This is a genomic window from Pseudomonas sp. p1(2021b), from assembly GCF_020151015.1.
GTDB lineage: Bacteria > Pseudomonadota > Gammaproteobacteria > Pseudomonadales > Pseudomonadaceae > Aquipseudomonas > Aquipseudomonas putida_K.
This window is the reverse complement of sequence record NZ_CP083746.1, coordinates 657975-683221: the sequence shown is the minus strand read 5'-3', so window position 1 is coordinate 683221 and position 25247 is coordinate 657975. Positions and strand designations below refer to the sequence as shown.

At 62.4% G+C, this 25247-nt stretch carries 21 protein-coding genes and 2 tRNA genes; 6 read left to right on the top strand and 17 right to left on the bottom strand.

Going from position 1 to position 25247, the window contains the following annotated elements; translation table 11 throughout:
* Positions 1-111: 111 nt before the first annotated feature.
* From pgi to K8374_RS03130, 4 genes are all read left to right on the top strand, one after another.
* Positions 112-1776 carry a glucose-6-phosphate isomerase gene (gene pgi, locus K8374_RS03145; RefSeq protein ID WP_224457892.1) on the top strand — a complete coding sequence of 555 codons (1665 nt, stop codon included), beginning with the start codon at positions 112-114 and terminating at the stop codon, positions 1774-1776.
* A gap of 198 nt (positions 1777-1974) precedes the next feature.
* Positions 1975-3909, top strand: coding sequence for an acetate--CoA ligase (acs, locus tag K8374_RS03140; RefSeq protein WP_224457891.1), 1935 nt, complete (start codon positions 1975-1977; stop codon positions 3907-3909).
* Positions 3910-3939: 30 nt separating this feature from the next.
* The gene (locus tag K8374_RS03135; RefSeq protein WP_224457890.1) at positions 3940-4809 is read left to right on the top strand and encodes an oxygenase MpaB family protein; all 870 of its coding nucleotides are present in this window, start codon (positions 3940-3942) and stop codon (positions 4807-4809) included.
* Positions 4810-4888: 79 nt separating this feature from the next.
* Positions 4889-7825, top strand: a complete 2937-nt coding sequence (locus K8374_RS03130; protein WP_224457889.1) for a DUF748 domain-containing protein — start codon at positions 4889-4891, stop codon at positions 7823-7825.
* Positions 7826-7945: 120 nt separating this feature from the next.
* On the opposite strand, the gene K8374_RS03125 is transcribed toward K8374_RS03130, so the two are convergent.
* The gene (locus tag K8374_RS03125) at positions 7946-8359 is read right to left on the bottom strand and encodes a VOC family protein (RefSeq protein WP_084855470.1); all 414 of its coding nucleotides are present in this window, start codon (positions 8357-8359) and stop codon (positions 7946-7948) included.
* Positions 8360-8419: 60 nt separating this feature from the next.
* On the opposite strand from K8374_RS03125, the gene K8374_RS03120 reads away from it, so the two are divergent.
* A complete protein-coding gene (locus K8374_RS03120) occupies positions 8420-8734 on the top strand; it encodes a putative quinol monooxygenase (protein WP_084855471.1) in 315 nt (104 codons plus the stop codon).
* A gap of 102 nt (positions 8735-8836) precedes the next feature.
* Here K8374_RS03120 and K8374_RS03115 read toward each other — a convergent pair whose 3' ends face one another.
* From K8374_RS03115 to rlmE, 16 genes are all read right to left on the bottom strand, one after another.
* Positions 8837-9184, bottom strand: coding sequence for a BON domain-containing protein (locus tag K8374_RS03115; protein WP_084855472.1), 348 nt, complete (start codon positions 9182-9184; stop codon positions 8837-8839).
* 255 nt (positions 9185-9439) lie between these two features.
* Entirely contained in the window at positions 9440-11545 is a 2106-nt protein-coding gene (gene pnp, locus K8374_RS03110) for a polyribonucleotide nucleotidyltransferase (protein WP_084855473.1), read from the bottom strand.
* A gap of 250 nt (positions 11546-11795) precedes the next feature.
* Positions 11796-12065, bottom strand: coding sequence for a 30S ribosomal protein S15 (gene rpsO, locus K8374_RS03105; RefSeq protein WP_011532144.1), 270 nt, complete (start codon positions 12063-12065; stop codon positions 11796-11798).
* Between the two features lie 149 nt (positions 12066-12214).
* Positions 12215-13132 carry a tRNA pseudouridine(55) synthase TruB gene (gene truB, locus K8374_RS03100; RefSeq protein ID WP_224457888.1) on the bottom strand — a complete coding sequence of 306 codons (918 nt, stop codon included), beginning with the start codon at positions 13130-13132 and terminating at the stop codon, positions 12215-12217.
* Between the two features lie 3 nt (positions 13133-13135).
* Entirely contained in the window at positions 13136-13534 is a 399-nt protein-coding gene (gene rbfA, locus K8374_RS03095; protein ID WP_224457887.1) for a 30S ribosome-binding factor RbfA, read from the bottom strand.
* A gap of 115 nt (positions 13535-13649) precedes the next feature.
* Positions 13650-16187: a translation initiation factor IF-2 gene (infB, locus tag K8374_RS03090; RefSeq protein ID WP_224457886.1), complete on the bottom strand. Its 2538-nt coding sequence runs from the start codon at positions 16185-16187 to the stop codon at positions 13650-13652.
* 27 nt (positions 16188-16214) lie between these two features.
* Positions 16215-17696, bottom strand: a complete 1482-nt coding sequence (nusA, locus tag K8374_RS03085) for a transcription termination factor NusA (protein ID WP_224457885.1) — start codon at positions 17694-17696, stop codon at positions 16215-16217.
* Positions 17697-17755: 59 nt separating this feature from the next.
* Positions 17756-18214, bottom strand: a complete 459-nt coding sequence (gene rimP, locus K8374_RS03080) for a ribosome maturation factor RimP (protein WP_043210161.1) — start codon at positions 18212-18214, stop codon at positions 17756-17758.
* Positions 18215-18344: 130 nt separating this feature from the next.
* A tRNA-Met gene (locus K8374_RS03075) sits at positions 18345-18421 on the bottom strand.
* Positions 18422-18519: 98 nt separating this feature from the next.
* Positions 18520-18605, bottom strand: a tRNA-Leu gene (locus K8374_RS03070).
* 21 nt (positions 18606-18626) lie between these two features.
* A complete protein-coding gene (secG, locus tag K8374_RS03065) occupies positions 18627-19019 on the bottom strand; it encodes a preprotein translocase subunit SecG (RefSeq protein WP_224457884.1) in 393 nt (130 codons plus the stop codon).
* 4 nt (positions 19020-19023) lie between these two features.
* Positions 19024-19779, bottom strand: coding sequence for a triose-phosphate isomerase (gene tpiA, locus K8374_RS03060; protein WP_224457883.1), 756 nt, complete (start codon positions 19777-19779; stop codon positions 19024-19026).
* A gap of 66 nt (positions 19780-19845) precedes the next feature.
* Positions 19846-21186 (bottom strand): phosphoglucosamine mutase, encoded by a 1341-nt coding sequence (glmM, locus tag K8374_RS03055; RefSeq protein ID WP_224457882.1) that lies wholly within the window; start codon positions 21184-21186, stop codon positions 19846-19848.
* Between the two features lie 16 nt (positions 21187-21202).
* On the bottom strand, positions 21203-22054 hold the full coding sequence (gene folP / locus K8374_RS03050) for a dihydropteroate synthase (RefSeq protein WP_224457881.1): 852 nt from the start codon (positions 22052-22054) through the stop codon (positions 21203-21205).
* An 8-nt stretch (positions 22055-22062) separates the two neighbouring features.
* The gene (ftsH, locus tag K8374_RS03045; RefSeq protein ID WP_224457880.1) at positions 22063-23970 is read right to left on the bottom strand and encodes an ATP-dependent zinc metalloprotease FtsH; all 1908 of its coding nucleotides are present in this window, start codon (positions 23968-23970) and stop codon (positions 22063-22065) included.
* A 204-nt stretch (positions 23971-24174) separates the two neighbouring features.
* On the bottom strand, positions 24175-24801 hold the full coding sequence (gene rlmE, locus K8374_RS03040) for a 23S rRNA (uridine(2552)-2'-O)-methyltransferase RlmE (protein WP_084855482.1): 627 nt from the start codon (positions 24799-24801) through the stop codon (positions 24175-24177).
* A gap of 102 nt (positions 24802-24903) precedes the next feature.
* Between rlmE and yhbY the strand changes: the two genes are divergently transcribed.
* Positions 24904-25212 (top strand): ribosome assembly RNA-binding protein YhbY, encoded by a 309-nt coding sequence (gene yhbY / locus K8374_RS03035; RefSeq protein ID WP_084855483.1) that lies wholly within the window; start codon positions 24904-24906, stop codon positions 25210-25212.
* Positions 25213-25247 lie beyond the last annotated feature (35 nt).

The following is a 25247-nucleotide window of genomic DNA, read 5'->3' as shown; positions in this document are numbered from 1 at the left end:
CCGCTCCCCATTCCCCCCGCGCCACCAATGCCTATAATGATGGCCGGCCTGCAACTGGCAGCCACGGCCTGATGTCCAAGGCCAGACCACGCACCAAGGAAAGCATCCGCAATGGCGTATTACCGTACTCCCCACGATGTGACGGCGCTGCCCGCCTGGCAGGCGCTCCAGCAACACCGCGACGCCATGCAAGGTTTCAGCATGCGCGAAGCCTTCGCAGCCGATCCCAAGCGCTTCGACCAGTTTTCCCTCAGCAGTTGCGGCCTGTTCCTCGACTACTCGAAGAACCTGATCACCGAGCAGACCCGTGACCTGCTGGTCAACCTGGCCAATGAAGTGGGCCTGGCGGACGCGATCAAAGCGATGTTCAGCGGCGAGATCATCAACGCCTCCGAAGGTCGACCGGTATTGCACACCGCCCTGCGCCGCCCGGTAGGCGACAAGCTCAGCGTGAATGGCGTCAACGTGATGCCCGAAGTGCACAAGGTGCTCAACCAGATCACCGAGCTGGTGGGCCGCATCCACGATGGCCTGTGGCGCGGCTACAGCGAAAAGCCGATCACCGACGTGGTGAACATCGGCATCGGCGGCTCGTTCCTGGGCCCGGAGCTGGTCTCCGAGGCGCTGCTGCCCTACGCCCAGCGCGGCGTACGCTGCCACTACTTGGCGAACATCGACGGCAGCGAATTCCATGAGCTGTCGGCCAAGCTGCGCGCCGAGACCACCCTGTTCATCGTCTCGTCGAAGTCGTTCAATACCCTCGAAACCCTGAAGAACGCCACGGCCGCACGCACCTGGTACTTGGCCCAGGGCGGCTCCGAGGCCGAGCTCTACCGCCACTTCATCGCCGTATCGAGCAACAAGACCGCCGCCGTGGCCTTCGGTATCCGTGAAGAGAACATCTTCCCCATGTGGGACTGGGTGGGCGGTCGCTACTCGCTGTGGTCGGCCATCGGCCTGCCGATCGCCCTGGCCATCGGCACCGCCAACTTCAAGGAACTGCTGTCCGGTGCCTACACCATGGACCAGCACTTCCAGAACACACCGTTCGAGAAGAACATGCCGGTGCTGCTGGCCTTGCTGGGCGTATGGTATGGCAACTTCTGGGGCGCCCAGAGCCACGCGATCCTGCCGTACGACCACTACCTGCGCAACATCACCAAGCACCTGCAGCAACTGGACATGGAGTCCAACGGCAAGAGCGTGCTGCAGGACGGTACCCCCGTGAAGACCGAAACCGGCCCGGTGATCTGGGGTGGTGTCGGCTGCAACGGCCAGCACGCCTACCACCAGCTGCTGCACCAGGGCACCCAACTGATCCCCGCCGACTTCATCGTGCCGGTGGTGAGCTTCAACCCGGTGGCCGACCACCATCAATGGCTGTATGCCAACTGCCTGTCCCAGAGCCAGGCGCTGATGCTCGGCAAGACCCGCGCGGAAGCCGAAGCCGAGCTGCGGGCCAAGGGCCTGAACGAAGCGGACATCGAGAAACTCGCACCGCACAAGGTGATCCCGGGCAACCGCCCGAGCAACACCCTGGTGGTCGAGCGCATCAGCCCACGTCGTCTCGGGGCGCTGGTGGCCATGTACGAACACAAGGTGTTCGTGCAGAGCGTCGTCTGGGGTATCAATGCCTTCGACCAGTGGGGTGTGGAACTGGGCAAGGAGCTGGGCAAGGGTGTATACCAGCGCCTGGTCGGTAGCCTGGAAGACAGTGCCGAGGATGGCTCCACCCAAGGCCTGATCAACTACTTCCGCGGTCGTCACCGCGGTTGATCCGAACCTGATTCGACCTCATCGCGGGACAAGCCCGCTCTCACAGGTACCCAGGTGTTATCGAGAGCACCGGAGAATCTGTGGGAGCGGGCTTGTCCCGCGATGAGGCCGGCACCGGTTGAACAACCCTTCCAGCTACACTGTCCATCGAATAGCCGCTGCTGTCCACCGCCCCTCACAAGAGCAGGACCACCCGCCATGTTCGATATTCGCGACTACCCCCAGGCTCTGGCCGTCAGCCAGTCCGCACGCCTTTCCCCCGACGAGTACCGCCGCCTCTACCGCCAGTCGGTCGAAGACCCCGACAGCTTCTGGGCCGAACAGGCCAAACGCCTGGACTGGATCAAGCCCTGGCGGCAGGTGCAGCAATGCGACCTGAATACCGGCGCGGCGCGCTGGTTCGACGGTGGCCAGCTCAATGTCAGCTACAACTGCATCGACCGCCACCTGGCCACCCGAGGTGACCAGACCGCGCTGCTCTGGGAAGGCGACGACCCAAAGGACGCCAAGGCGATCAGTTACCGCGAACTGCACCGCCAGGTCTGCCGACTGGCCAATGCCCTCAAGGCCCGGGGCGTGAAGAAAGGCGACCGAGTGTGCATCTACATGCCCATGATCCCTGAGGCGGCCTATGCCATGCTCGCCTGCGCACGCATCGGCGCCATTCATTCGGTGGTGTTCGGCGGCTTTTCGCCCGATGCCCTGCGTGACCGCATCCTCGATGCCGACTGCCGCACGGTGATCACCGCCGACGAGGGCGTGCGCGGCGGCAAACGTATCCCGCTGAAGCAGAACGTCGACAAGGCCCTGGCAAGCTGCCCCAATGTGACCAGCGTGCTGGTGGTACGCCGCACCCAGGCCGACATCGCCTGGAGCGAAGGCCGCGACCTGTGGTACCACGACGCGACGGAACAGGCCGGTGACGACTGCGCACCCGAGCCCATGGACGCGGAAGACCCGCTGTTCATCCTCTATACCTCCGGCAGCACCGGCAAGCCCAAGGGCGTGCTGCACACCACCGCCGGCTACCTGCTGCAGGCCGCGCTCACCTTCGAGGTGGTGTTCGATTATCGTGACGGCGAGGTGTTCTGGTGCACTGCCGATGTCGGCTGGGTCACCGGGCACAGCTATATCGTCTACGGCCCCCTGGCCAACGGCGCGATCTCGCTGATGTTCGAAGGCGTGCCCAACTACCCGGACAGCTCGCGCTTCTGGCAGGTGGTGGACAAGCACCAGGTGAACATCTTCTATACCGCCCCCACGGCCTTGCGCGCCCTGATGCGCGAAGGCGAGGCGCCACTGCAGGGCACGTCGCGACAAAGCCTGCGCCTGCTGGGCAGCGTGGGCGAGCCGATCAACCCGGAAGCCTGGGAGTGGTACTTCGAAGCAGTCGGGCAGAAACGCTGCCCCATCGTCGATACCTGGTGGCAGACCGAGACCGGCGGCATCATGCTCAGCCCGTTGCCCGGCAATACGCACCTCAAGCCAGGCTGTGCCACCCAGCCGATGTTCGGCGTGCAGCCGGTGCTGCTGGACGAAAAAGGCAAGCTGATCGACGGGCCAGGTGCCGGCCTGCTGGCAATAAAAGCCAGCTGGCCTGGGCAGATCCGCAGCGTCTATGGCGATCACCAGCGCATGGTCGATACCTATTTCAAACCCATGCCCGGCTACTACTTCACAGGTGACGGCGCTCGCCGCGATGCAGACGGTGACTACTGGATCACCGGGCGCGTGGACGATGTGATCAATGTCTCTGGCCACCGCATCGGCACCGCCGAGGTGGAAAGTGCGCTGGTGCTGCACGACAGCATCGCCGAGGCCGCCGTGGTGGGGTACCCTCACGACCTCAAGGGCCAGGGCATCTACGCCTTCATCACGCCCATGAACGGTGTTACCCCGGACGACGCGCTCAAGGCCGAGCTGCTCGCCCTGGTCAGCAAGGAGATCGGCAGTTTCGCCAAGCCGGAACTGATCCAGTGGGCCCCGGCCCTGCCCAAGACCCGCTCGGGCAAGATCATGCGGCGTATACTGCGCAAGATCGCCTGCAACGAGCTGGATAACCTGGGCGACACCTCGACCCTGGCCGACCCAAGCGTGGTCCAGGGGCTGATCGACAAACGCCTCAACCAGTAGATGGCCGCCATGGCGGCCTGCAGGACCGCCATGGAAGCCCTACGCCGCCGCATCGAAACCCAGGTCATGAGCCTCACCGGGCTGGCCCTCGGCCAGCTCGACCTGGAGTCGCCCAAGGGTGACCCAGGGCTGTTCGGCCCGCAGAGCGTCAGTTGGCAGGTGCACGGCGACTTCCCCAGCATGCTGGTTGGCGGCATCAGCGCCCTGATGCTGCAATTGCTGCACCCCCTGGCGCTGTCGGGGGTGTGGGACCATTCCAATTTTCGTCACGACCTGCTCGGCCGCCTGCGCCGCACCAGCCAGTTCATTTCCGGCACCACCTTCGGCTCGACCCGCGACGCCCAATGGTTGATCGACAAGGTTCGCACCATTCACCTGCAGGTGGTCGGCACCGCGCCCGATGGCCGCCCTTATGCGGCCAGCGACCCGGACCTGCTGACCTGGGTGCATGTCGCCGAAGTCAGCAGCTTCCTCGCCGCCCACCTGCGCTACCGCAACCCTGGCCTGTCACGTGCCGACCAGGATGCCTACTACGACGAGATCGCCCTCATCGCCGAACGGCTCGGCGCGCGGGAGATACCACGCTCCTGCCAGCAGGTGGAGCGCTACCTGCAGCGCATGCGCCCGCAGCTCCAGTGCGATGCGCGCAGCCATGAAGTGGTGAGGATCCTGCTCGACGCCCCCGCCCCCAGCCGCATGGCCGAGCCGGTGGGCAAGCTGATGCTCCACGCCGGCATCGACCTGCTGCCCGACTGGGGCCGCAGCCTGCTGGGCCTGCACCAGGGCCCGCTGCAACAGCGCCTGATCCGCCTGGGCATCAAAGGCACCGCGCCCGTGCTGCGCTGGGCCATGCGCGACGGGTCCGCGCATCGGGCGCGACGACGCATGGGTGTCGAGTAAGGTATTTTGGTCGTTTCGTCGGAACCGTTTTAACGTGCCATACTCCAAGGCACCTCGCTTCAGACAGATGACGCCTTACATGCCCAAAGGATTGACTCGCGCCCTCGGCGCCTTGCTGGCCATCGTTGCCTCTTACAGCCTGCTTGGCTTTCTCATTCTCCCCGGTGTCGGCCTGCGTATCGCCAACCAGCAACTGGCGCAATACGCCACGGTGCCGGCGCACTTGCAGCGCATCGAATTCAACCCCTTCAGCCTGGAGCTGACGCTCTGGGGCCTGCAGATCGGCGAGCCTGGCAAGGAACAGGTCGGCTTCGAACGCCTGTACGCCAACCTCTCGCTGGACAGCCTGTGGACCAAGGCCCTGCACCTCGATGCCGTGGAGCTGGACAAGCCGCGCAACGAAGTGCTGTTCGCCAAGGACGGCAGCCTGAACCTGACCCAGCTGTTCAAACTGCCGGCCAGCGAGCCCAAGCCCGACGAACCGCCCAGCGATCCCTTCCCGCTGCGCATCGGCAGCATCAAGCTCAGCGAAGGCTACCTACATTTCGAAGACCTGCGCCCCAGCGAGCCCATCGAGTTCCTCTACGACTCCATGAACCTGGAGCTGAAGAACCTCAGCACCCTGCCCGACGACAACGCCGACATGACCTTGGTGGCCAACGGCCCCAACGGCGGGCGCATCGACTGGAAGGGCACCCTGAGCCTGGCCCCCATCGCCTCCGAAGGCACCCTCAAGGTCACCGAAGGCCGAATGAAGTCCTTCTGGCCCTACGTACGCGATGCCGTCCCGCTGGTGCTGGAAGATGGCATAGTGAGCCTCGATACCCACTACAAGCTCAACCTCGCCAAGGAAACCGAACTGCTGCTGGACAAGACCTCGCTGCGCATCGCACCGTTCGCCATCAAGGCCCCTGATGGCCGCCAACTGGCGCGCCTGGCCAGCCTGGATGTCAGCGAGACGTCCATCGACCTGGCCAGGCAGCAGGTAATCGTAGGCAAGGTCCGCAGCGAAAAGCTGGAGACCTGGGCCGCCTTGGAACAGGATGGCCAGCTCGACTGGCAGAAGCTGTTCGCCAGCCAGCCGGCCAAGGCCACCCCGAAGGAAAAGGCCGAGCCCGCCGCCGCCGAACCGAGCGACAAGGAAAAGGCCGCCAAGGCGCCGAGCAAGCCCTGGCAGGTGCTGCTCAAGGATGTACAACTGCGCAACTACCAGGTCCATCTGGCCGACCGCAGCCAGAAGGAACCGGTGGCGCTGGATGTCGGCCCGCTCAACCTGGACCTGCAGAATTTCGACAGCCTCAACCAGTCGCCATTTACGCTCAAGCTGGACACCGGCGTGGGCAAGCAAGGCAAGCTGCAGGCGGCAGGCCAGGTCAACCTGGCACCGGTCACGGCCAAGCTCGACGTCAGCACCCGTGACATCGACCTGCGCGTGGCCCAGGCCTACATCAGCCCGTATATCCGCCTGGAACTGCGCAGCGGCATGCTCGCCAGCGACCTCAAGGTCGACCTCAAGAGCACCGAACCGTTGGCCTTCACCGTTGGCGGCAAGGCCCAGGTCAGCCAGTTGCATACCCTGGATACCATCAAGGACCGGGACTTCGTCAAATGGCAGCAACTGGACCTGAGCGGCCTGTCCTACGTCCATGGCGATGCCCTGTCGATCGACAAGGTGAGCCTGCTGCAGCCCTATGCACGCTTCATCATCAACGAAGACCGCACCACCAACGTAGACGACCTGCTGATCCCCCAACCGGCGGGCGCACCGAGCAGCGGCCAGGCCAAACCGGCCAGTGCGAGCAATGAAAAGCCGCTGGGCATCCGTATCGGGCAGATCGACATCAACGATGGTTCGGCCAACTTCGCCGACCTGACCCTCACGCCCAACTTCGCCACGGCGGTGCAGCAGCTCAACGGCCAGATCGGCACCATCGACAACCGCAAGCCGGCACCGGCCAAAGTGGACGTCAAGGGCAAGGTCGACCGCTACGCCCCGGTCACCATCAAAGGGGCGCTCAACCCGTTCAATCCTCTGGCGAGCCTGGACATCGCCACCAGCTTCAAGCGGGTCGAGCTGACCACCCTGACGCCCTACTCCGGCAAGTTCGCGGGCTTCCGCATCCGCAAGGGCCGACTCAACCTCGACCTGCACTACCTGATCACCAACGGCCAGCTCAAGGCCGAGAACAAAGTGGTGGTCGAACAGTTGCAGTTGGGCGAGAAGGTGGACAGCCCCGATGCCGTGGACCTGCCGATTCGCCTGGCGGTCGCGCTGCTCAAGGATACCGAGGGCAAGATCTCCATCGAGCTGCCGGTTTCAGGCGACCTGAACAACCCTCAGTTCAGTGTCATGCCGATCGTCTGGCAGACCCTGCGCAACCTGGTGCTGCGCGCGGCCCAGGCGCCGTTCAAGTTCATCGGAGGGTTGATCGCCGGCGGCGGCTCGGAAGACCTTGGCACCGTAAAATTCGCGCCCGGCTCCAGCGAGCTCAGCAGCGATGCCCAGTCGGCCCTGGACAAGCTGGCAGCGGCCCTCAAGGAACGCCCGGAGCTGCGCCTGGAAATCGAAGGCACCAGCGCCCAGAGCAGCGACGGCCCCTTGATCGCCCAACAGCGCCTGGAGCGTGAATACCAGGCCACCTGGTACAAGATGCTCCAACGCCGCGGTGACAAGGTACCGGCCAATGCTTCGATGCTGGTGGTCGACGACAGCGACAAGCCGGCCATGCTCGAAGGCATCTACCGCACCCGCCTCAAACAGCAGCCTCCGGCCGAATGGAAAGAGCTCGGCCGCGAAGAGCGTACCGTCAAGCTGCGCGATGCGGTGATCAAGTCCTGGGCCGAAAGCGCAGCACTGCTGCGCACCCTCGGCCAGGAGCGCGCCAGCAGCATCAAGGACTATCTGGTGGACAAGGGCCAGCTGGAGGATGACCGGGTATATTTCCTCGATACCACCCTGGGGCAGGCCGAGAGCGATGGGCAGGTCATTACGCCAATGCACCTGGATGCCGAGTAGGCATCAGCGGCATTTCTCGCCCTGAAGCGTGTCATTTCGCGGGTAAACCCGCTCCCACAGCATTTTGCGCAACCCTGTGGGAGCGGGTTTACCCGCGAATCTCATTGGCAGGCCTTTCCTTCAAACCAACCGCTGCCCGGACACCGCCGGGTGATACAGCGGCTGCACCTTGTTACCTGCTGGGTCAAGCACATGGAAGCTGCGCGCTCCATCGCCGTGGTCGAACGGGCGGTCCAGCAGGGTCACGCCATGGGCCTTGAAATAGGCGTACCAGGCATCGAGTTCTTCCACGCTGTCGACGATGAACCCGTAGTGGTCCATGGTCTGTAACCCATTGGCCGCCCCTGCGGCACGCCCCAGGGACAGGTTATCGTTACCGCAGGTCAGGTACACCAGGTCTTCATGGGCACGGTGCAGCACCTCCATGCCGAGCAGGTCGACGTAGAAACGCTCGCACTCCTCCAGATTCGGGACCAGCAGGGCCAGATGGCGCAAGCCATTCAGGCGGCCAGGACGGACGGGTAGATCGGACATGGACTCGGCTCCTATTATGTATACAATTTGAAGCCGAATTTAAAACAAAAGGGTCACCCTGTGTACAGTTTGTTCATCAAGACCCGTGTAAAACCCGGTAGCGCCGAAGCCTTTCTTTCGGCCATCAAGGTCAATGCCGCCGCTTCGGTGGCCAACGAGCCGGGCTGCCTCGTGTTCGATGTGTCCCAGGACCGTGTCGATCCCGAGGTGATCTATCTCTACGAGATCTACCGTGATGACGCAGCGTACGAGGCCCATACCCAGACGGCCCATTTCCGCGACAGCAGGCCGCTGGTCGAGCCGTTGATTCTTGAGCAGGAATGCTTCGAGAGCGATGTGATCGCCTTCAACCCGGTGCGCCTGGGCGGGGAGTGAGCGGAAACGCGTACGCCCTATCGCGGCAAAAGGCCGCTCCTACAGAGAGGAGCGGCCTTGTGCGAAGGGGTGGCCAATTCCGTTTGGCCGACGGGACATGCCTTATTCGGCTTTCAGGCCATCAGCGGATACGGCCTGCACACCCTTGATCTTCTTGGTGATGGCGATCGCCTGTTCTTTCTGCGACTGGGTAATGGCCACGTCGGAAGACAGGGAGACCACGCCTTTGTTGGTCTCGACCTTGATGTCGCTGCCAGGGATGCCTTTCTCTGTCATCAGGTCGGCCTTCACTTTGGTGGTGATCCAAGTGTCTTTGGTTTCTTCCTTGGCCTTGGTCATTTCACCGGCCGCCAGCGTCATTGGCTGGGCGGGTTGCTGGGCGAATGCCGCATTAGCCATGGTCAGGGTCAAGGCGGTGGCAGTAGCGGCAGCAATGGCGAATTTCTTCATGTGAGTCACTCCTGTTGTTCGAAAGGCCTGCGCCGTCGTTCCTGGCAGCAGGTGTGAATACTGTTGCACGCGCTGTGCCAGCTTTCTCAGATTATTAAATCCTTTAAAATCAACAACTTACAGTTGATGACAAACAAATGCCATCGTGCAATTTGCAACCCTGGGCAAAATCCTGCATGCAAGATGCAAGCGGGCAAAGTAAAAATCGAGGCGAAAAAAAAGAGCCCCGCAGGGCTCTTCTTTTGTCGCCGACGTTTAGACGCCGGAGGCTTTGGCAGCCGCCACGTCCTTGATCGACAGCTTGATACGGCCGCGGTTGTCCACGTCCAGTACCAGCACTTCGACTTCCTGGCCTTCCTTCAGGACGTCGGTGACCTTCTCCACACGCTCGTTGCTGAGCATGGAGATGTGCACCAGGCCGTCCTTGCCCGGCAGGATGTTGACGAAGGCGCCGAAGTCGACGATGCGCTCGACCTTGCCCACGTAGATCTTGCCGATCTCGGCCTCGGCAGTGATACCCAGGATGCGCTGCTTGGCAGCTTCAGCGGCTTCCTTGGTTTCGCCGAAGATCTTGATCGAGCCGTCGTCTTCGATATCGATCGAAGCCTTGGTTTCCTCGCAGATGGCGCGGATGGTGGCGCCGCCCTTGCCGATGACGTCACGGATCTTGTCGGTGTCGATCTTCATGGCCAGCATGGTCGGGGCGTTGGCCGACAGCTCGCTGCGCGATTGGGCAATGATCTGGTTCATCTGGCCGAGGATGTTCAGGCGCGCTTCCAGGGCCTGGCCCAGGGCGATTTCCATGATCTCTTCGGTGATGCCGTTGATCTTGATGTCCATCTGCAGCGCGGTGACGCCCTTGGCGGTACCGGCAACCTTGAAGTCCATGTCGCCCAGGTGGTCTTCGTCACCCAGGATGTCGGTCAGGACCGCGAACTTGTCGCCCTCCTTGACCAGGCCCATGGCGATACCGGCAACCGGCGCCTTCATCGGCACACCTGCGTCCATCAGGGCCAGGGAAGCACCGCACACCGAGGCCATGGAGCTGGAGCCGTTGGATTCGGTGATTTCCGATACCACGCGGATGGTGTACGGGAACTCGTCGTCGCTCGGCAGCATGGCCTGGACGCCACGACGAGCCAGACGGCCGTGGCCGATCTCGCGACGGCCGGCGCCGCCCATGCGGCCGCACTCGCCGACCGAGAACGGTGGGAAGTTGTAGTGCAGCATGAAGGCGTCTTTCTTCTCGCCTTCGAGGGTGTCCAGCAGCTGGGCGTCACGGGCAGTACCCAAGGTCGCGACGACCAGGGCCTGGGTTTCGCCACGGGTGAACAGGGCCGAACCATGGGTCTTGGGCAGAACACCGACTTCGATGTTCAGCGGGCGGACAGTGCGGGTGTCACGGCCATCGATACGCGGCTTGCCGTTGACGATGTTTTCGCGGACGGTGCGGTATTCCAGCTCGCCGAAGATGTCCTTGATCTGGCCGGCGGTCGGGCCGGTCTCTTCGTTGGACAGGCGGGCAACAGCCTGGTCGCGCAGCTCGCCCAGACGGTTGTAGCGGTCTGCCTTCAGGGTAATGGTGTAGGCCTGGGAAATAGCCTCGCCGAACTCGGCGCGTACCAGGTTCAGCAGCTCGGTGTTGGCAGCAGGTGCCTGCCAGTCCCAGGTCGGCTTGCCGGCTTCGGCAGCCAGTTCCTTGACGGCCTGGATCACGGCCTGGAACTCGTCGTGGGCGAACAGCACGGCGCCCAGCATCTGGTCTTCGGTCAGTTCCTTGGCTTCGGACTCGACCATCAGTACCGCGGACTCGGTACCGGCGACGACCATGTCCAGGCTGGATGCTTGCAGTTGCTCGTAAGTCGGGTTCAGCAGGTAGCCGGTGCTTTCATGGAAGGCGACACGGGCAGCGCCGATCGGACCTTCGAACGGAATACCGGAAATGGCCAGGGCAGCCGAGGTACCGATCATCGCAGCGATGTCCGGGTCGGTCTTCTTGCTGGTGGAAACCACGGTGCAGACGACCTGCACTTCGTTCATGAACCCTTCAGGGAACAGCGGGCGGATCGGACGGTCGATCAGGCGCGAGGTCAGGGTTTCCTTTTCGGAAGGACGGCCTTCACGCTTGAAGAAGCCACCCGGGATCTTGCCGGCGGCGTAGGTCTTTTCCTGGTAGTGGACAGACAGCGGGAAGAAACCCTTGCCTGGATCGGCCTGCTTGGCACCGACCACGGTCACCAGCACGGTGACATCGTTATCGACGGTGACCAGTACAGCACCGGTGGCCTGACGGGCGATACGGCCTGTCTCGAGAGTAACGGTCGACTGACCGAACTGGAACGTCTTGATTACCGGGTTCACGGTTTCCTACCTTTTTCAGTGGCTCTGGGGGGAACTTGTTCTTGCGAATGCTTGGGCAGAACGGGGAATCGGCCCCATTGACCGTCCAGATACAACACGAGGCTGGGAGCCTGGCCGCCGGGCGGAAAATCCGCTCAGCACAGCCAGGCTGCCAACCTCGGAGATACGCATGGCGTGCCTGACGCGAATGCTGCCAGGCAGCATTCCCGAAACATGCGACACGCCATGCACACCACTGGCCAGGACGCTATTAGCGACGCAGGCCCAGGCGACCGATCAGGGCGCTGTAACGAGTGGTGTCTTTGCCCTTCAGGTAGTCCAGCAGCTTACGACGCTGGTTGACCATACGGATCAGGCCACGACGGGAGTGGTGGTCTTTTTCGTTGGCCTTGAAGTGGCCTTGCAGCTTGTTGATGTTGGCGGTCAGCAGAGCAACCTGCACTTCCGGGCTACCGGTATCGCCGGCGGCTTGCTGGTATTCGGCAACGATCTGAGCTTTTTCTTCGACGCTGAGGGCCATTTGGCTTCTCCTGATAAAGGGATCCCGCGAACGGTCTCCAATAGGCCAGGGACAAGTCCCTGTATTAATGAGAAGAGGAGTGACCGTGCCTATTGACAGCCACCCTCGGTTCCGCAGGTTTCGGCCGGGGCCTCGGCCTGCGATTTCGATCATTCAGATCGAATCAATCGACGCGGCGCAATACGCCCGTCTTCGCTCACTTCACCGATACCGATGAAGCGTTCATTGTGATCCTGTACCCGGACCATGCCGAACTGCGGGGCATCCGGGGCGCGAACCGCCTGGCCATGCAGCCAGTAGAACGCACTGTGCTCGGAGAGACGCACCAGCGGCCAATCCTGCAACCCACTGTCGGACGGCATGAGGAAGCGGTCGAGCGCTTCGTTGCCACCGTCTGCATGGACCTGCTCGAGGGCCTCGAGGGTCACGGTCTGGGCCAACTCGAACGGGCCGGCCTGGGTACGGCGCAATTCGGCGACATAGGCACCACAGCCCAGCGCCTCACCGATATCCTCCACCAGGGTGCGAATATAGGTGCCTTTGCTGCAACCGACCGACAGGCGAACCCGGGTGCCTTCGCACTCGAGCAACTCCAAGCGGCCAATAGTAACAGAACGCGCCTCGCGCTCCACTACCTCTCCTGCACGCGCCAATTTGTACAACGGCTGGCCGTCACGCTTGAGGGCCGAGTACATCGGCGGAATCTGGCTGATTTGACCACGAAAGCGCGGCAGCACGGCCTCGATATCGGCACGACCAACGGTCACCTCGCGGCTCTGCAGGACTTCACCCTCGGCATCGCCGGTGCTGGTCGTCTGCCCCAGCTGCATGACCGTCTCGTAGCCCTTGTCGGAATCGAGCAGGTACTGGGAGAACTTGGTGGCTTCGCCGAAGCACAGCGGCAGCACGCCGGTGGCCAGCGGGTCGAGGCTACCGGTGTGGCCGGCCTTCTCGGCATTGAGCAGCCAGCGGACCTTCTGCAAGGCGGCGTTGGAGGTGAACCCCAGCGGCTTGTCCAGCAGGATGATGCCGCTGACATTGCGGCGGATTCGTTTGACCTGGGCCACCCGTTACTCCTCGGCGTCCGCTTTGTCGGCATCCTTGTGCAGGCGATCCTCGGCCACGGCACGCTCGATCAGCGCCGACAGGTGGGCACCACGGCTGACACTCTCGTCGAAGTGGAAATGCAGCTGCGGCACGCTGCGCAGTTGCATGACACGGCCCAGGTGCAGGCGCAGGAAGCTCGCAGCGCTGTTGAGCGCCTTGAGCGTCTGCGGCACGGCATCGGTGCCGTCCTGGCCCATGACGGTGATGAAGACCTTGGCATGGCCCAGGTCGCGGCTGACATCCACGGCGGTGATGGTCACCAGGCCAACTCGCGGATCCTTGACTTCGCGACGGATCAGCTCGGCCAGCTCACGCTGCATCTGATCGCCGATGCGTTGGGTACGGCTATATTCTTTTGCCATTCTTGCTACCTGTAACTAAAGCGGCAAACGCCCGGACAGGCTCAAGCCTGACCGGGCGCTACCTTCAGAGGCGCTGCCAGCCGCCCTGGGGCGGGGGCTGCGCCACGCTCGCCCCTTACAGGGTACGAGCCACCTGGACTTTCTCGAAGACTTCGATCTTGTCGCCGACCTTGACGTCGTTGTAGCTCTTGACGCCGATACCGCACTCCATGCCGTTACGCACTTCGGAGGCGTCGTCCTTGAAGCGACGCAGCGATTCCAGTTCGCCTTCGAAGATCACCACGTCCTCGCGCAGTACGCGGATCGGACGGTTGCGGTACACGGTACCTTCGATGACCATGCAGCCGGCAATGGCGCCGAACTTCGGCGAGCGGAACACGTCACGCACTTCGGCGACACCCAGGATGTTCTCGCGAACATCGCTGCCGAGCATGCCGGTCAGGGCCTTCTTGACGTCTTCGATGATGTCGTAGATCACGTTGTAGTAACGCATATCCAGACCTTCCTGCTCGACGATCTTGCGCGCACCGGCATCGGCACGCACGTTGAAGCCGAACAGTACTGCATTCGAAGCCAGCGCCAGGTTGGCATCGCTCTCGGTGATACCACCGACGCCGCCACCGATCACGCGCACCTGAACTTCGTCGTTGCCCAGGCTCGACAGCGAACCCTGCAATGCTTCCAGGGAGCCACGCACGTCGGTCTTGAGGACGATGTTGAGGGTCTTCTTCTCTTCCTGACCCATGGTCTCGAAGATGTTTTCCAGCTTGCCTGCGTGAGCACGTGCCAGCTTGACCTCGCGGTACTTGCCTTGACGGAACAGGGCAACCTCGCGGGCCTTCTTCTCGTCGGCGACCACGGACAGCTCGTCACCGGCTTCCGGGGTACCGTCCAGGCCGAGGATCTCGACCGGGATCGACGGGCCAGCTTCCTTCACAGGCTTGCCGTTCTCGTCGAGCATGGCGCGCACGCGGCCATAGTTGGAGCCGACCAGAACCATGTCGCCCTGACGCAGGGTACCGTCCTGGACCAGGATGGTCGCCACCGGGCCACGGCCCTTGTCCAGGCGAGACTCGACCACGACACCACGGCCTGGAGCGGTCGGGGTGGCGGTGAGCTCGAGAATCTCGGCCTGCAGCAGGACCGCTTCGAGCAGTTCGTCGACACCGGTACCCATCTTCGCGGAGACCTTGACGAACGGGGTATCGCCACCCCAGTCCTCGGAGGTCACGCCTTCGACGGCCAGCTCGTTACGGATGCGGTCGATATCGGCACCCGGCTTGTCGATCTTGTTCACCGCGACCACCAGCGGAACGCCGGCAGCCTTGGCGTGCTGTACCGCTTCGCGGGTCTGCGGCATCACGCCGTCGTCCGCCGCCACCACCAGGATGACGATGTCGGTGGCCTTGGCACCACGGGCACGCATCGCGGTGAACGCGGCGTGGCCTGGGGTGTCGAGGAAGGTGACCATGCCACGGTCGGTTTCCACGTGGTAGGCACCGATGTGCTGGGTGATACCACCGGCCTCGCCAGCGGCAACCTTGGCACGACGGATATAGTCGAGCAGCGAGGTCTTACCGTGGTCGACGTGGCCCATGACGGTCACGACCGGTGCACGCGGCTCGACTTCACCTTCGAACTTCAGCGATTCGGCCAGGGAGTCTTCCAGGGCGGTGTCGCTGATCAGGGTCACCTTGTGGCCCAGTTCCTCGGCTACCAGCTGAGCGGTTTCCTGGTCGAGCACCTGGTTGATGGTGACCGGGGTGCCCAGCTTGAACATGAACTTGACGACTTCAGCGGCCTTGACCGACATCTGCTGCGCCAGCTCGGAAACGGTGATGGTCTCGCCGATGGTCACGTCACGGATGACTGGACCGGTCGGGTTCTGGAAGCCGTGCTGGTTGCGCTTCTTCGGCTTGCCCTTGCCACCGCGACCGCGACGGAAACCATCGCTCTCTTCGTCGGTGGTACGAGGCGCTGCGCGAGGCGTAGGCGCTTTTTCCTTTTCCTTGACCTTGACCTTGATCGAAACGCGCGGGGCTTCGCCACGGCGCTCGCCACCCCCACGACGGTCGTCGTCGCGGGTACGGCTTTCGTTGCGGCGGGTCTCGTCCTTCTTGCGCTCGGCGGCACGGGCGGCTGCGTCTTCGGAGACTGGGGCCTCGGCCACTACCGGTGCGGCGACAGGCGCCGGAGCCGGCTCGGCCTTGGCCGCAGGCGCCGCGGAGGCGGCTTCGGCGGCCTGGCGACGGGCCTGCTCTTCGGCGCGCTGGCGCGCTTCGGCGTCGGCTTTTTCGCGAGCAGCGTTTTCGGCTGCACGGCGCTCTTCCAGCTCACGCTTCTGCTCAGCCTGGATTTCTTCCGGGCTGCGCTGCACGAATACTTTCTTCTTGCGTACTTCTACGCTGATGCTCTTGCTACCGGCGACACGCAGGGTGCTGGTGGTCTTGCGCTGCAAGGTGATCTTGCGCGGCTCTTCCGCCTTGCTCTTGTGGCTGCTCTTCAAATGAGTCAGCAGAACCTGCTTTTCATTGTCGGTCACTACCTGACCGGCGTCGGTGTGCGGCAGACCTGCCTCACGCATCTGCTGCAGCAGGCGCTCTACCGGTGCCTCGACCTCTTGGGCCAGCTCTTTCACCGTGACTTGCGTCATGCACTTCTCTCCTCAGGCCACGCCTAATTACTCGAACCAGTGGGCTCGGGCGGCCATGATCAACTTGCCGGCACGCTCTTCGTCGATGCCGTCGATGTCGAGCAGATCGTCAATCGACTGCTCGGCCAGGTCTTCGCGGTTAACCACGCCGCGCACCGCCAGTTCCGCCGCCAGGTCCTTGTCCATGCCCTCGAGGGAGAGCAGGTCGTCGGCCGGGTGGGCGTCTGCCAGTTTTTCTTCGGTAGCGATGGCCTTGGTCAACAAACGGTCCTTGGCACGAGCGCGAAGCTCATTGACGATGTCCTCGTCAAAGCCATCGATGTTGAGCATTTCTTCCAACGGTACGTAGGCAATTTCCTCGAGGCTGGTGAAGCCTTCGTCGACCAGCACTTGGGCCAGCTCCTCGTCGACTTCCAGTTCCTCGATGAAATTGCGCAGGATGTCGCCGGTTTCTGCTTGCTGCTTGGCCTGGATATCCTTCTCGGTCATCACGTTCAGGGTCCAGCCGGTCAGCTGACTGGCCAGGCGAACGTTCTGACCGCCACGGCCAATGGCCTGGGCCAGGTTGTCTTCGGCGACGGCAATGTCCATCGCATGGGCGTCCTCATCAACGATGATCGCTGCAACCTCGGCAGGCGACATGGCGTTGATGACGAATTGCGCCGGGTTCTCGTCCCACAGGACGATATCCACGCGCTCACCGCCCAGCTCGCCGGATACGGCCTGGACGCGCGAACCGCGCATGCCGATGCAGGCACCTTGCGGGTCGATGCGCTTGTCCTTGGAGCGGACGGCGATCTTGGCACGCGACCCCGGATCACGGGAGGCGGCCATGACTTCGATGAGGCCTTCGGCGATTTCCGGCACTTCGATGCGGAACAGCTCGATCAGCATCTGAGGCGCGGTGCGCGACAGGATCAGCTGCGGGCCGCGATTCTCGGTGCGGATCTCCTTGAGCAGTGCGCGCAGGCGCACGCCGACACGGAAGGTCTCACGTGGAATGATGTCTTCACGGGCCAGCAACGCCTCGGCGTTGTTGCCCAGGTCGACGATGACGTTGTCGCGGGTCACCTTCTTGACCGTGCCGGAGATGATCTCGCCAACACGTTCGCGGTAGGCGTCGACCACCTGGGCGCGCTCGGCTTCGCGAACCTTCTGCACGATCACCTGCTTGGCGGTCTGGGCGGCGATGCGGCCGAACTCGATCGACTCGATCTTCTCTTCGATCACGTCACCGATCTTGGCGTCCGGATGCGTGTCCTGGATCTTGCTCAGCCAGGTCTCGATCGCCGGATCGTCCAGGTCGTTCTCGTCGACCACGGTCCAGCGACGGAAGGTCTCGTAGCTACCGGTGTGGCGGTTGATTTCCACACGCAGGTCGACTTCGTCCTCAAAACGTTTTTTGGTTGCAGTGGCCAGGGCCACTTCCAGCGCTTCGAAAATGACGCCGGGCGGTACACCTTTTTCGTTGGATACCGATTCAACAACCAGCAGTACTTCTTTGCTCATCGTACGCCTCGCCTTGCGCAAGCCATTGGGCCCGGATAGTCCGCCGGGCCCGGCACGTCTCAGTCAAAACTGGGAATAATATTGGCCTTGTCGATCGAGTCGATCGGCAGCAGGAATTCATGGTTGTCCACCTGGACCACCACATCCTGGTCCTCCACGCCGCGGAGAAGGCCCTGGAAGTTACGACGACCTTCGAAGGGCGTACGCAGCTTGATCTTCACTTGTTCGCCGGCATGCGAGGCAAACTGTTCCAGAGTGAACAGTGGGCGGTCCATGCCAGGAGAGGACACCTCAAGGGTATATTCGTTGGTGATCGGGTCTTCCACATCGAGGATGGCGCTGGCTTGGCGACTGACCGCTTCGCAGTCGTCGACCAGGATCCCGCCTTCCTTGTCGATATAGATACGCAGTACCGAATGCTTACCCTGGGAAACGTACTCGATCCCCCAGCATTGATAGCCCAGACCCTCGACCACCGGGGCCAACAAGGCCTGCAACTGTTCTAGCTTGCTCGACACCTGAACCCCCTCGTGCATGCTGTGCAAATAAAAAATGGGCAAAGCGCCCATCCCTGAAAGCGCCGTTGGACAACGACGCGAAGAACTGTTCAGCTAGCAAAAAGCCCCTGAAAAGGGGCTCCGCTGAAGCTGGTTGCGGGGGCTGGATTTGAACCAACGACCTTCGGGTTATGAGCCCGACGAGCTACCAAGCTGCTCCACCCCGCGACAAAGCTGGGGCGAAAGTATAAGACCGAACCCGTTACAGGGTCAATCCGACCTCCACCTGCAAGAAAGCCCGCTAAAGCGGGCTCTCATGCTTCAATTGGTACCGAGAAGGGGACTCGAACCCCTACACCCTATGGGCACAACCACCTCAAGGTTGCGTGTCTACCAATTCCACCACCTCGGCAATACTACTTCTTGAAACCCGTTACTTCTGCTCTTCGGTTGGAGGAGGTACATCACCAGTGTTGGTGGTTTCGCTCTTCTTCTCCTGGAGCACCGGTACATCATCATTTACTGCCGGCTTCTGCTCTTTGACTTCCAGCACTGCTGGATCTGGCAGACCTGCTTGAGTCAGCTGGTGAGCTTTCTCTTTAGCGAAGTATCCTAACCCAAGAGCAGTCAAAAAGAAAGTGGCAGCAAGTATAGCAGTAACTTTACTCAAAAAGGTAGCGGAACCTTGGCTTCCGAACACAGTATTTGAAGCACCTGCGCCGAAAGATGCACCTGCTTCCGCACCTTTACCCTGTTGCAGCAACACGAACACTACGAGTGCCACGGCCGCCAACAGATGAAAAACAACTACGACTGTTTCCAGCATTTGTTCAGTTTCCTGCGGCGCGACAAATTGCACCGAATTCGTCTGCGTTCAGGGACGCTCCACCAATGAGCCCCCCATCGATATCCGGCATGCCGAACAGTTCGGCCGCATTGGCCGCCTTCACGCTGCCGCCGTAGAGAAGCTGCACGTTCTGGGCAACTTCAGCGTCCAGCGCCGCCAACTGCGCCCGAATGGCTGCATGCACATCCTGGGCTTGCTGGGGCGAGGCCGTCAGACCTGTGCCGATGGCCCAAACAGGCTCATAGGCGATTACCGCATCGGCAAAAGCGGCAACACCGAACGCGTCGATGATACTGCTCAGTTGACGCCCGACGACTTCGAGCGTCTTGCCTGCCTCGCGCTCCTCGAGGGTTTCCCCTACGCAGAGCACCGGCTTCAAACCACTTGCCTGGGCAGCTGCGAACTTGCGGTTGAGCACTTCGTCATTCTCGCCAATGACTTGGCGACGCTCCGAATGCCCGATCAACACAAGCTTGCAGCCCACCTCAGCTAACTGAACCGGTGAGATTTCCCCGGTCAGCGCGCCCTGCTCGGGCTGTACAGCAGAATTCTGGGCTCCGACGATGATCCCCTTCCCTTGCAGCCCATCAATTACCTGATTGATGAACAGCGCCGGTGGAAACACCGCGACTTCCACACCGCTCGGTAGGGCCAGATTGCTCAAGCCCTCGGTCAGCTCAGCGACGCTGGCGCGGGTACCGTGCATCTTCCAGTTACCAGCTACCATGGGGCGACGCATGCTTTACCTCGTCGGTCAAAGTGGGCGCAGATCTTACCCAACCCGAACTGTGCTGGCAAGCGTCTTTCAGGCACAAACTTCGCCAACCAGCTTGGCCAATGCCTCGGCATGGCCACGGACCTGGTTTTCGTCGTCGCCTTCGACCATCACCCGAACCAAAGGCTCGGTGCCAGACTTGCGCAGCAGCACCCGGCCGCGACCGGCCATGGCCTCGGTGACCTTGGCACTGGCCTCCTGCACGGCGGGGTTTTCCAGCGGGTCGACCTTGCTTGCACCGAAGCGCACGTTGATCAATACCTGCGGGCACTTGCGCAGCCCTTGGCGCGCCTGGGCCAGGGTCTCGCCCCGGCGCTTGAGCGCCATCAGCACCTGAAGCGCCGCGATGATCGCATCGCCGGTGGTGGTGTGGTTGCCGCACACCACATGCCCAGAGTTCTCGCCACCGAGCTGCCAGTCACGCTCAAGCAGTTCGGCCATCACGTAACGGTCGCCAACCTTGGCCCGAGCGAACGGAATATCGAGGTCCTTGAGCGCGAGCTCCAGGCCCAGGTTGCTCATCAGGGTGCCCACCACGCCGCCTTGCAGCTTGCCACGGTCCTTGAGGTCGCGGGCAATGATGAACAGCAGCTCGTCACCATCGACGATGGCGCCGGTATGGTCGACCATCAGCACCCGATCACCATCACCGTCAAAGGCGATGCCCAGGTCGGCATGCCCCACCAGTACGGCAGCCTGCAGCGATTCGATATGGGTCGAGCCGCAGTTTTCATTAATGTTCAGGCCATCAGGCTGGGCGTGCAGCACGGTGACCTCCGCCCCCAGCTCACGGAAGACGCTTGGCGCCACCTTGTAGGTCGCGCCATGGGCGCAGTCGACCACCAGCTTGAGCCCATCGAAGCTGGTACTGCTCGGCACGCTGCTCTTGCAGAATTCGATGTAGCGGCCGGCCGCGTCGTTGATGCGCGACACCTTGCCCAGCTTGCTCGACTCGACCACGGTCATGGGCTGGTCGAGCAGCTCCTCGATCATCAGCTCGACTTCGTCGGGCAGCTTGGTGCCCTGGCCGGAGAAGAACTTGATGCCGTTGTCATCGTGCGGGTTGTGCGAAGCGCTGATGACGATACCGGCTTCGGCGTGGAAGGTACGCGTCAGGTAGGCGATCGCCGGCGTCGGCATCGGCCCCAGCAGCAACACGTCGGCACCAGCCGCGGACAGGCCGGCCTCGAGAGCGGACTCGAACATGTAGCCGGAGATGCGCGTGTCCTTGCCCACCAGCACGCGGCAATTGCCTTGCTTGCGGAAGGCCATGCCCGCCGCCCAACCCAGCTTCAGCATGAAGTCGGGAGTGATCGGGTATTCGCCGACGCGGCCACGGATGCCGTCGGTACCAAAGTATTTTCTGCTCATAGGGACTCCAATGTTCTTATTCGGCGTTCTGCACCGCGGCAATCATGCGTACCACGTCGACGGTTTCGGCCACGTCGTGCACGCGCAGGATGCTCGCACCCTTGGTCATGGCCAGCGCGGCCAGCGCCAGGCTGCCGTAAAGCCGCTCACCGACAGGACGATCCAGCGTCAGGCCGATCATGCTCTTGCGCGAGACCCCGACCAGCAACGGGCGCCCCAGGCGGTAGAGCACTTCCATGTGTTTGAACAGGCTCAGGTTATGCTCGAGCGTCTTGGCGAAACCGAAGCCCGGATCGAGGATGATCCGTTCGGCGTCGATCCCGGCGGCTGCGCATGCCGCCATCCGCTCTTCAAGATAGCGCGTCACATCCACGGACACATCGTCGTAATGTGGATTGTCCTGCATGTTGCCGGGCTCGCCACGCATGTGCATGAGACACACCGGCAAGCCGGTGGCCGCGGCTGCATCCAGCGCGCCGTCGCGCTCCAGGGCGCGCACATCGTTGATCAGGCCTGCGCCCAGGCGGGCCGACTCGCGCATGACGGCTGGCGTAGACGTGTCGACCGAGATGATCACGTCAAGGCGGCTGTTGATCGCCTCGACCATGGGCGCCACGCGCTCCAGCTCCTCGGTGGGCGAAACCGCCCGCGCCCCAGGGCGGGTGGACTCGCCACCGATATCGATCAGGGTCGCGCCGGCCGCCACCATCGCCTCGGCGTGGCGCAAGGCCTCGTCACGCTGACTGAAGCGCCCGCCGTCGGAGAAGGAATCGGGGGTGACATTGAGGATACCCATGACATGGGTACGGGACAAATCAAGAACCCGGTTGCCGCAAGGCAACCGGGTCGGGTACTGCTGTGAGGTCATAGGTGCCCTTAGTGTTGAGCCGCTGGACCGCCGATCGGCGACTCCGGACGATCGCCCTGGGAGGCCGGGTTGCCGGAGGTACCGGCGTCGTTGTCCCAGTCACGCGGTTCGCGCGGCGTACGGCCTGCCATGATGTCGTCGATCTGGTCGGCATCGATGGTCTCGTACTTCATCAGGGCCTCGGCCATGGCGTCGAGCTTGTCGCGGTTGTCGGTCAGGATCTGCTTGGCCGTGGCGTAGCAGTGATCGATGATGCTGCGCACCTCGGAGTCGATCAGCTTGGCCGTCTCGCCCGACACGCTGGCATGCTGGCTCGCCGCGCTGCGACCGAGGAACACCTCGCCCTCCTCCTCGGCATACATCAGCGGGCCAAGCTTCTCGGACAGGCCCCACTTGGTGACCATGTTCCGGGCGATCTGGCTGGCGCGCATGATGTCGTTGGAGGCACCGGTGGTGACGCCGTCGAAGCCCAGGGTCATTTCCTCGGCGATACGGCCACCATACAGCGAGCAGATCTGGCTGATCAGCGCACGCTTGGACAGGCTGTAGCGATCTTCCTCGGGAAGGAACATGGTCACGCCCAGCGCACGACCGCGCGGGATGATCGAAACCTTGTACACCGGGTCGTGCTCGGGAACGAGGCGACCGACGATGGCATGGCCCGCCTCATGGTAGGCCGTGTTCTGTTTTTCCTTCTCGGACATGACCATGGTCTTGCGCTCGGCGCCCATCATGATCTTGTCCTTGGCCAGCTCGAACTCCTTCATCTCGACCAGGCGCTTGCTGGCGCGAGCGGCGAACAGCGAGGCCTCGTTGACCAGGTTGGCGAGGTCAGCACCGGAGAAGCCGGGGGTACCACGAGCGATGACAGCCGCGTTGACGTTCTCGCCGACCGGCACCTTGCGCATGTGCACCTTGAGGATCTGCTCACGACCACGGATATCCGGCAGGCCGACCACCACCTGGCGGTCGAAGCGGCCAGGACGCAGCAGCGCAGGGTCCAGGACATCCGGACGGTTGGTGGCGGCGATCACGATGATGCCGTCGTTCATCTCGAAGCCGTCCATCTCGACCAGCAACTGGTTGAGGGTCTGCTCGCGCTCGTCGTGACCACCGCCCATGCCGGCACCACGATGGCGACCCACAGCGTCGATCTCGTCGATGAAGATGATGCAAGGCGCGTGCTTCTTCGCCTGCTCGAACATGTCACGGACACGGCTGGCACCCACGCCGACGAACATCTCGACGAAGTCGGAACCGGAAATGGTGAAGAACGGCACCTTGGCCTCGCCCGCGATGGCCTTGGCCAGCAGGGTCTTACCGGTACCGGGCGGGCCGACCATCAGTACGCCACGCGGAATGCGGCCACCCAGGCGCTGGAACTTGCCCGGGTCGCGCAGGAACTCGACCAGTTCGCCGACCTCTTCCTTGGCCTCGTCGCAACCAGCGACGTCAGCCAGGGTGGTCTTGACCTGGTCTTCGGACAACAGGCGCGCCTTGCTCTTGCCGAAGCTCATCGGGCCGCCCTTGCCGCCCGCGCCCCCTTGCATCTGGCGCATGAAGAACATGAACACGGCAATGATCACCAGGATCGGGAAGCTGGCCACCAGCAACTGGGTCCAGATGCTCTGCTGCTCGGGCTGCTTGCCTTCGACGGTGACGTGGTTGTCGACCAGGTCGCCGATCAGGCCGTTGTCGGTGATGGCCGGGCGGATGGTCTTGAAGTTGTCGCCGTCGGTGCGCTTGCCGGTAATGACATAGCCGTCGACGGTGACACGCTCGACCTTACCGTCCTTGACCTGCTGAATGAAGTCGGAGTAGTTGAGGGTCTGCGGCTCGTTCGGGCTGGAGAAGTTGTTCATCACCGTCACGAGGACTGCCGCGATGATCAACCACAGGATCAAATTCTTTGCCATGTCGTTCAATTAGCTACCCTCTGAGGCCAGCGCACGACGCTGCCGTGCCTCGCATGATATTCACCGCCCTAACTTACTACATTACCTACGCATCCGCAGGCGCCGTCTGTAACCCTTTGTGAAAGCTAGACTACACGAAGTTCGGACGATCCTGGACGGAACCGCCGATTGGAAATAACTATCGGAGGCCCCGCAAAACGTCACTCACGCCCCTTTGAAGCCGCGGCCCAACAGGTACTGTTCGCGGGAGCGATCCCGGGAAGACGAAGGCTTGCGCATTTGCACCTTGTCGAACTTGCTGCGTACATCCTTGAGGTACTGGTCGAAACCCTCACCCTGGAAGATCTTGATCAGGAAGTCCCCACCAGGGCGCAATACGCGGGTCGCGAGATCCAGGGCCAGCTCACAGAGGAACATGGCGCGTGGCATGTCCACGGCGGGCGTACCACTCATATTGGGGGCCATGTCGGAAATCACAAGGTCCACGTGCGAATCACCCACCGCCTCGAGGATGCGCTGGAGCACTTCATCCTGGGTAAAATCGCCCTGGATGAAGGTAACGTCGGGGATCGAGTCCATTTCCAGGATGTCCGAAGCGATCAGACGCCCTTGCCCGCCGATCAGACGACTGGTCACCTGTGACCAGCCTCCCGGGGCCGCGCCCAGGTCGATCACGCTCATGCCAGGGCGGATCAATTTGTCCTTTTCCTGGATCTCCAGCAGTTTGTAGCTCGCGCGCGAGCGGTAGCCATCCTTTTGCGCCTGCTTGACGAAAGGATCGTTGAAATGCTCTCTCAGCCAGTTATGGCTGCTCTTGGAACGTTGCGCCACAGGGCACCTCGATGATATGCGTCGTGATTGACTGGGCGGAGCCAGTGGCCCTCGGGTAAAATGGCCACCAATTTTACAGAATCAGACGAAAAGGGTCAGATTATGCCGCTCAATAACGAGCAGAAGAAACAATACAAATCGATTGGTCACGACCTGAAGCCGGTCCTGATCGTCGCGGGCAATGGTTTGAACGAAGGCGTGGTCGCCGAACTGGAGCGCGCCCTGACCGATCACGAACTGATCAAGGTCGAGATCCGCTCGGAAGACCGCGAAGAGCGTGCCGCCGCCATTGCAGAACTGTGCAAGGCCGGCCGTGCCGAGCTGGTGCAGACCATCGGCAAGAAGGCGCTGATCTACCGCAAGAACCCGCAGCCGAACAAGCAGTTGTCCAATATCCACCGCTACAAGTAAGGCAAAGGGCTGCTGCGCAGCCCATCGCGGCACAA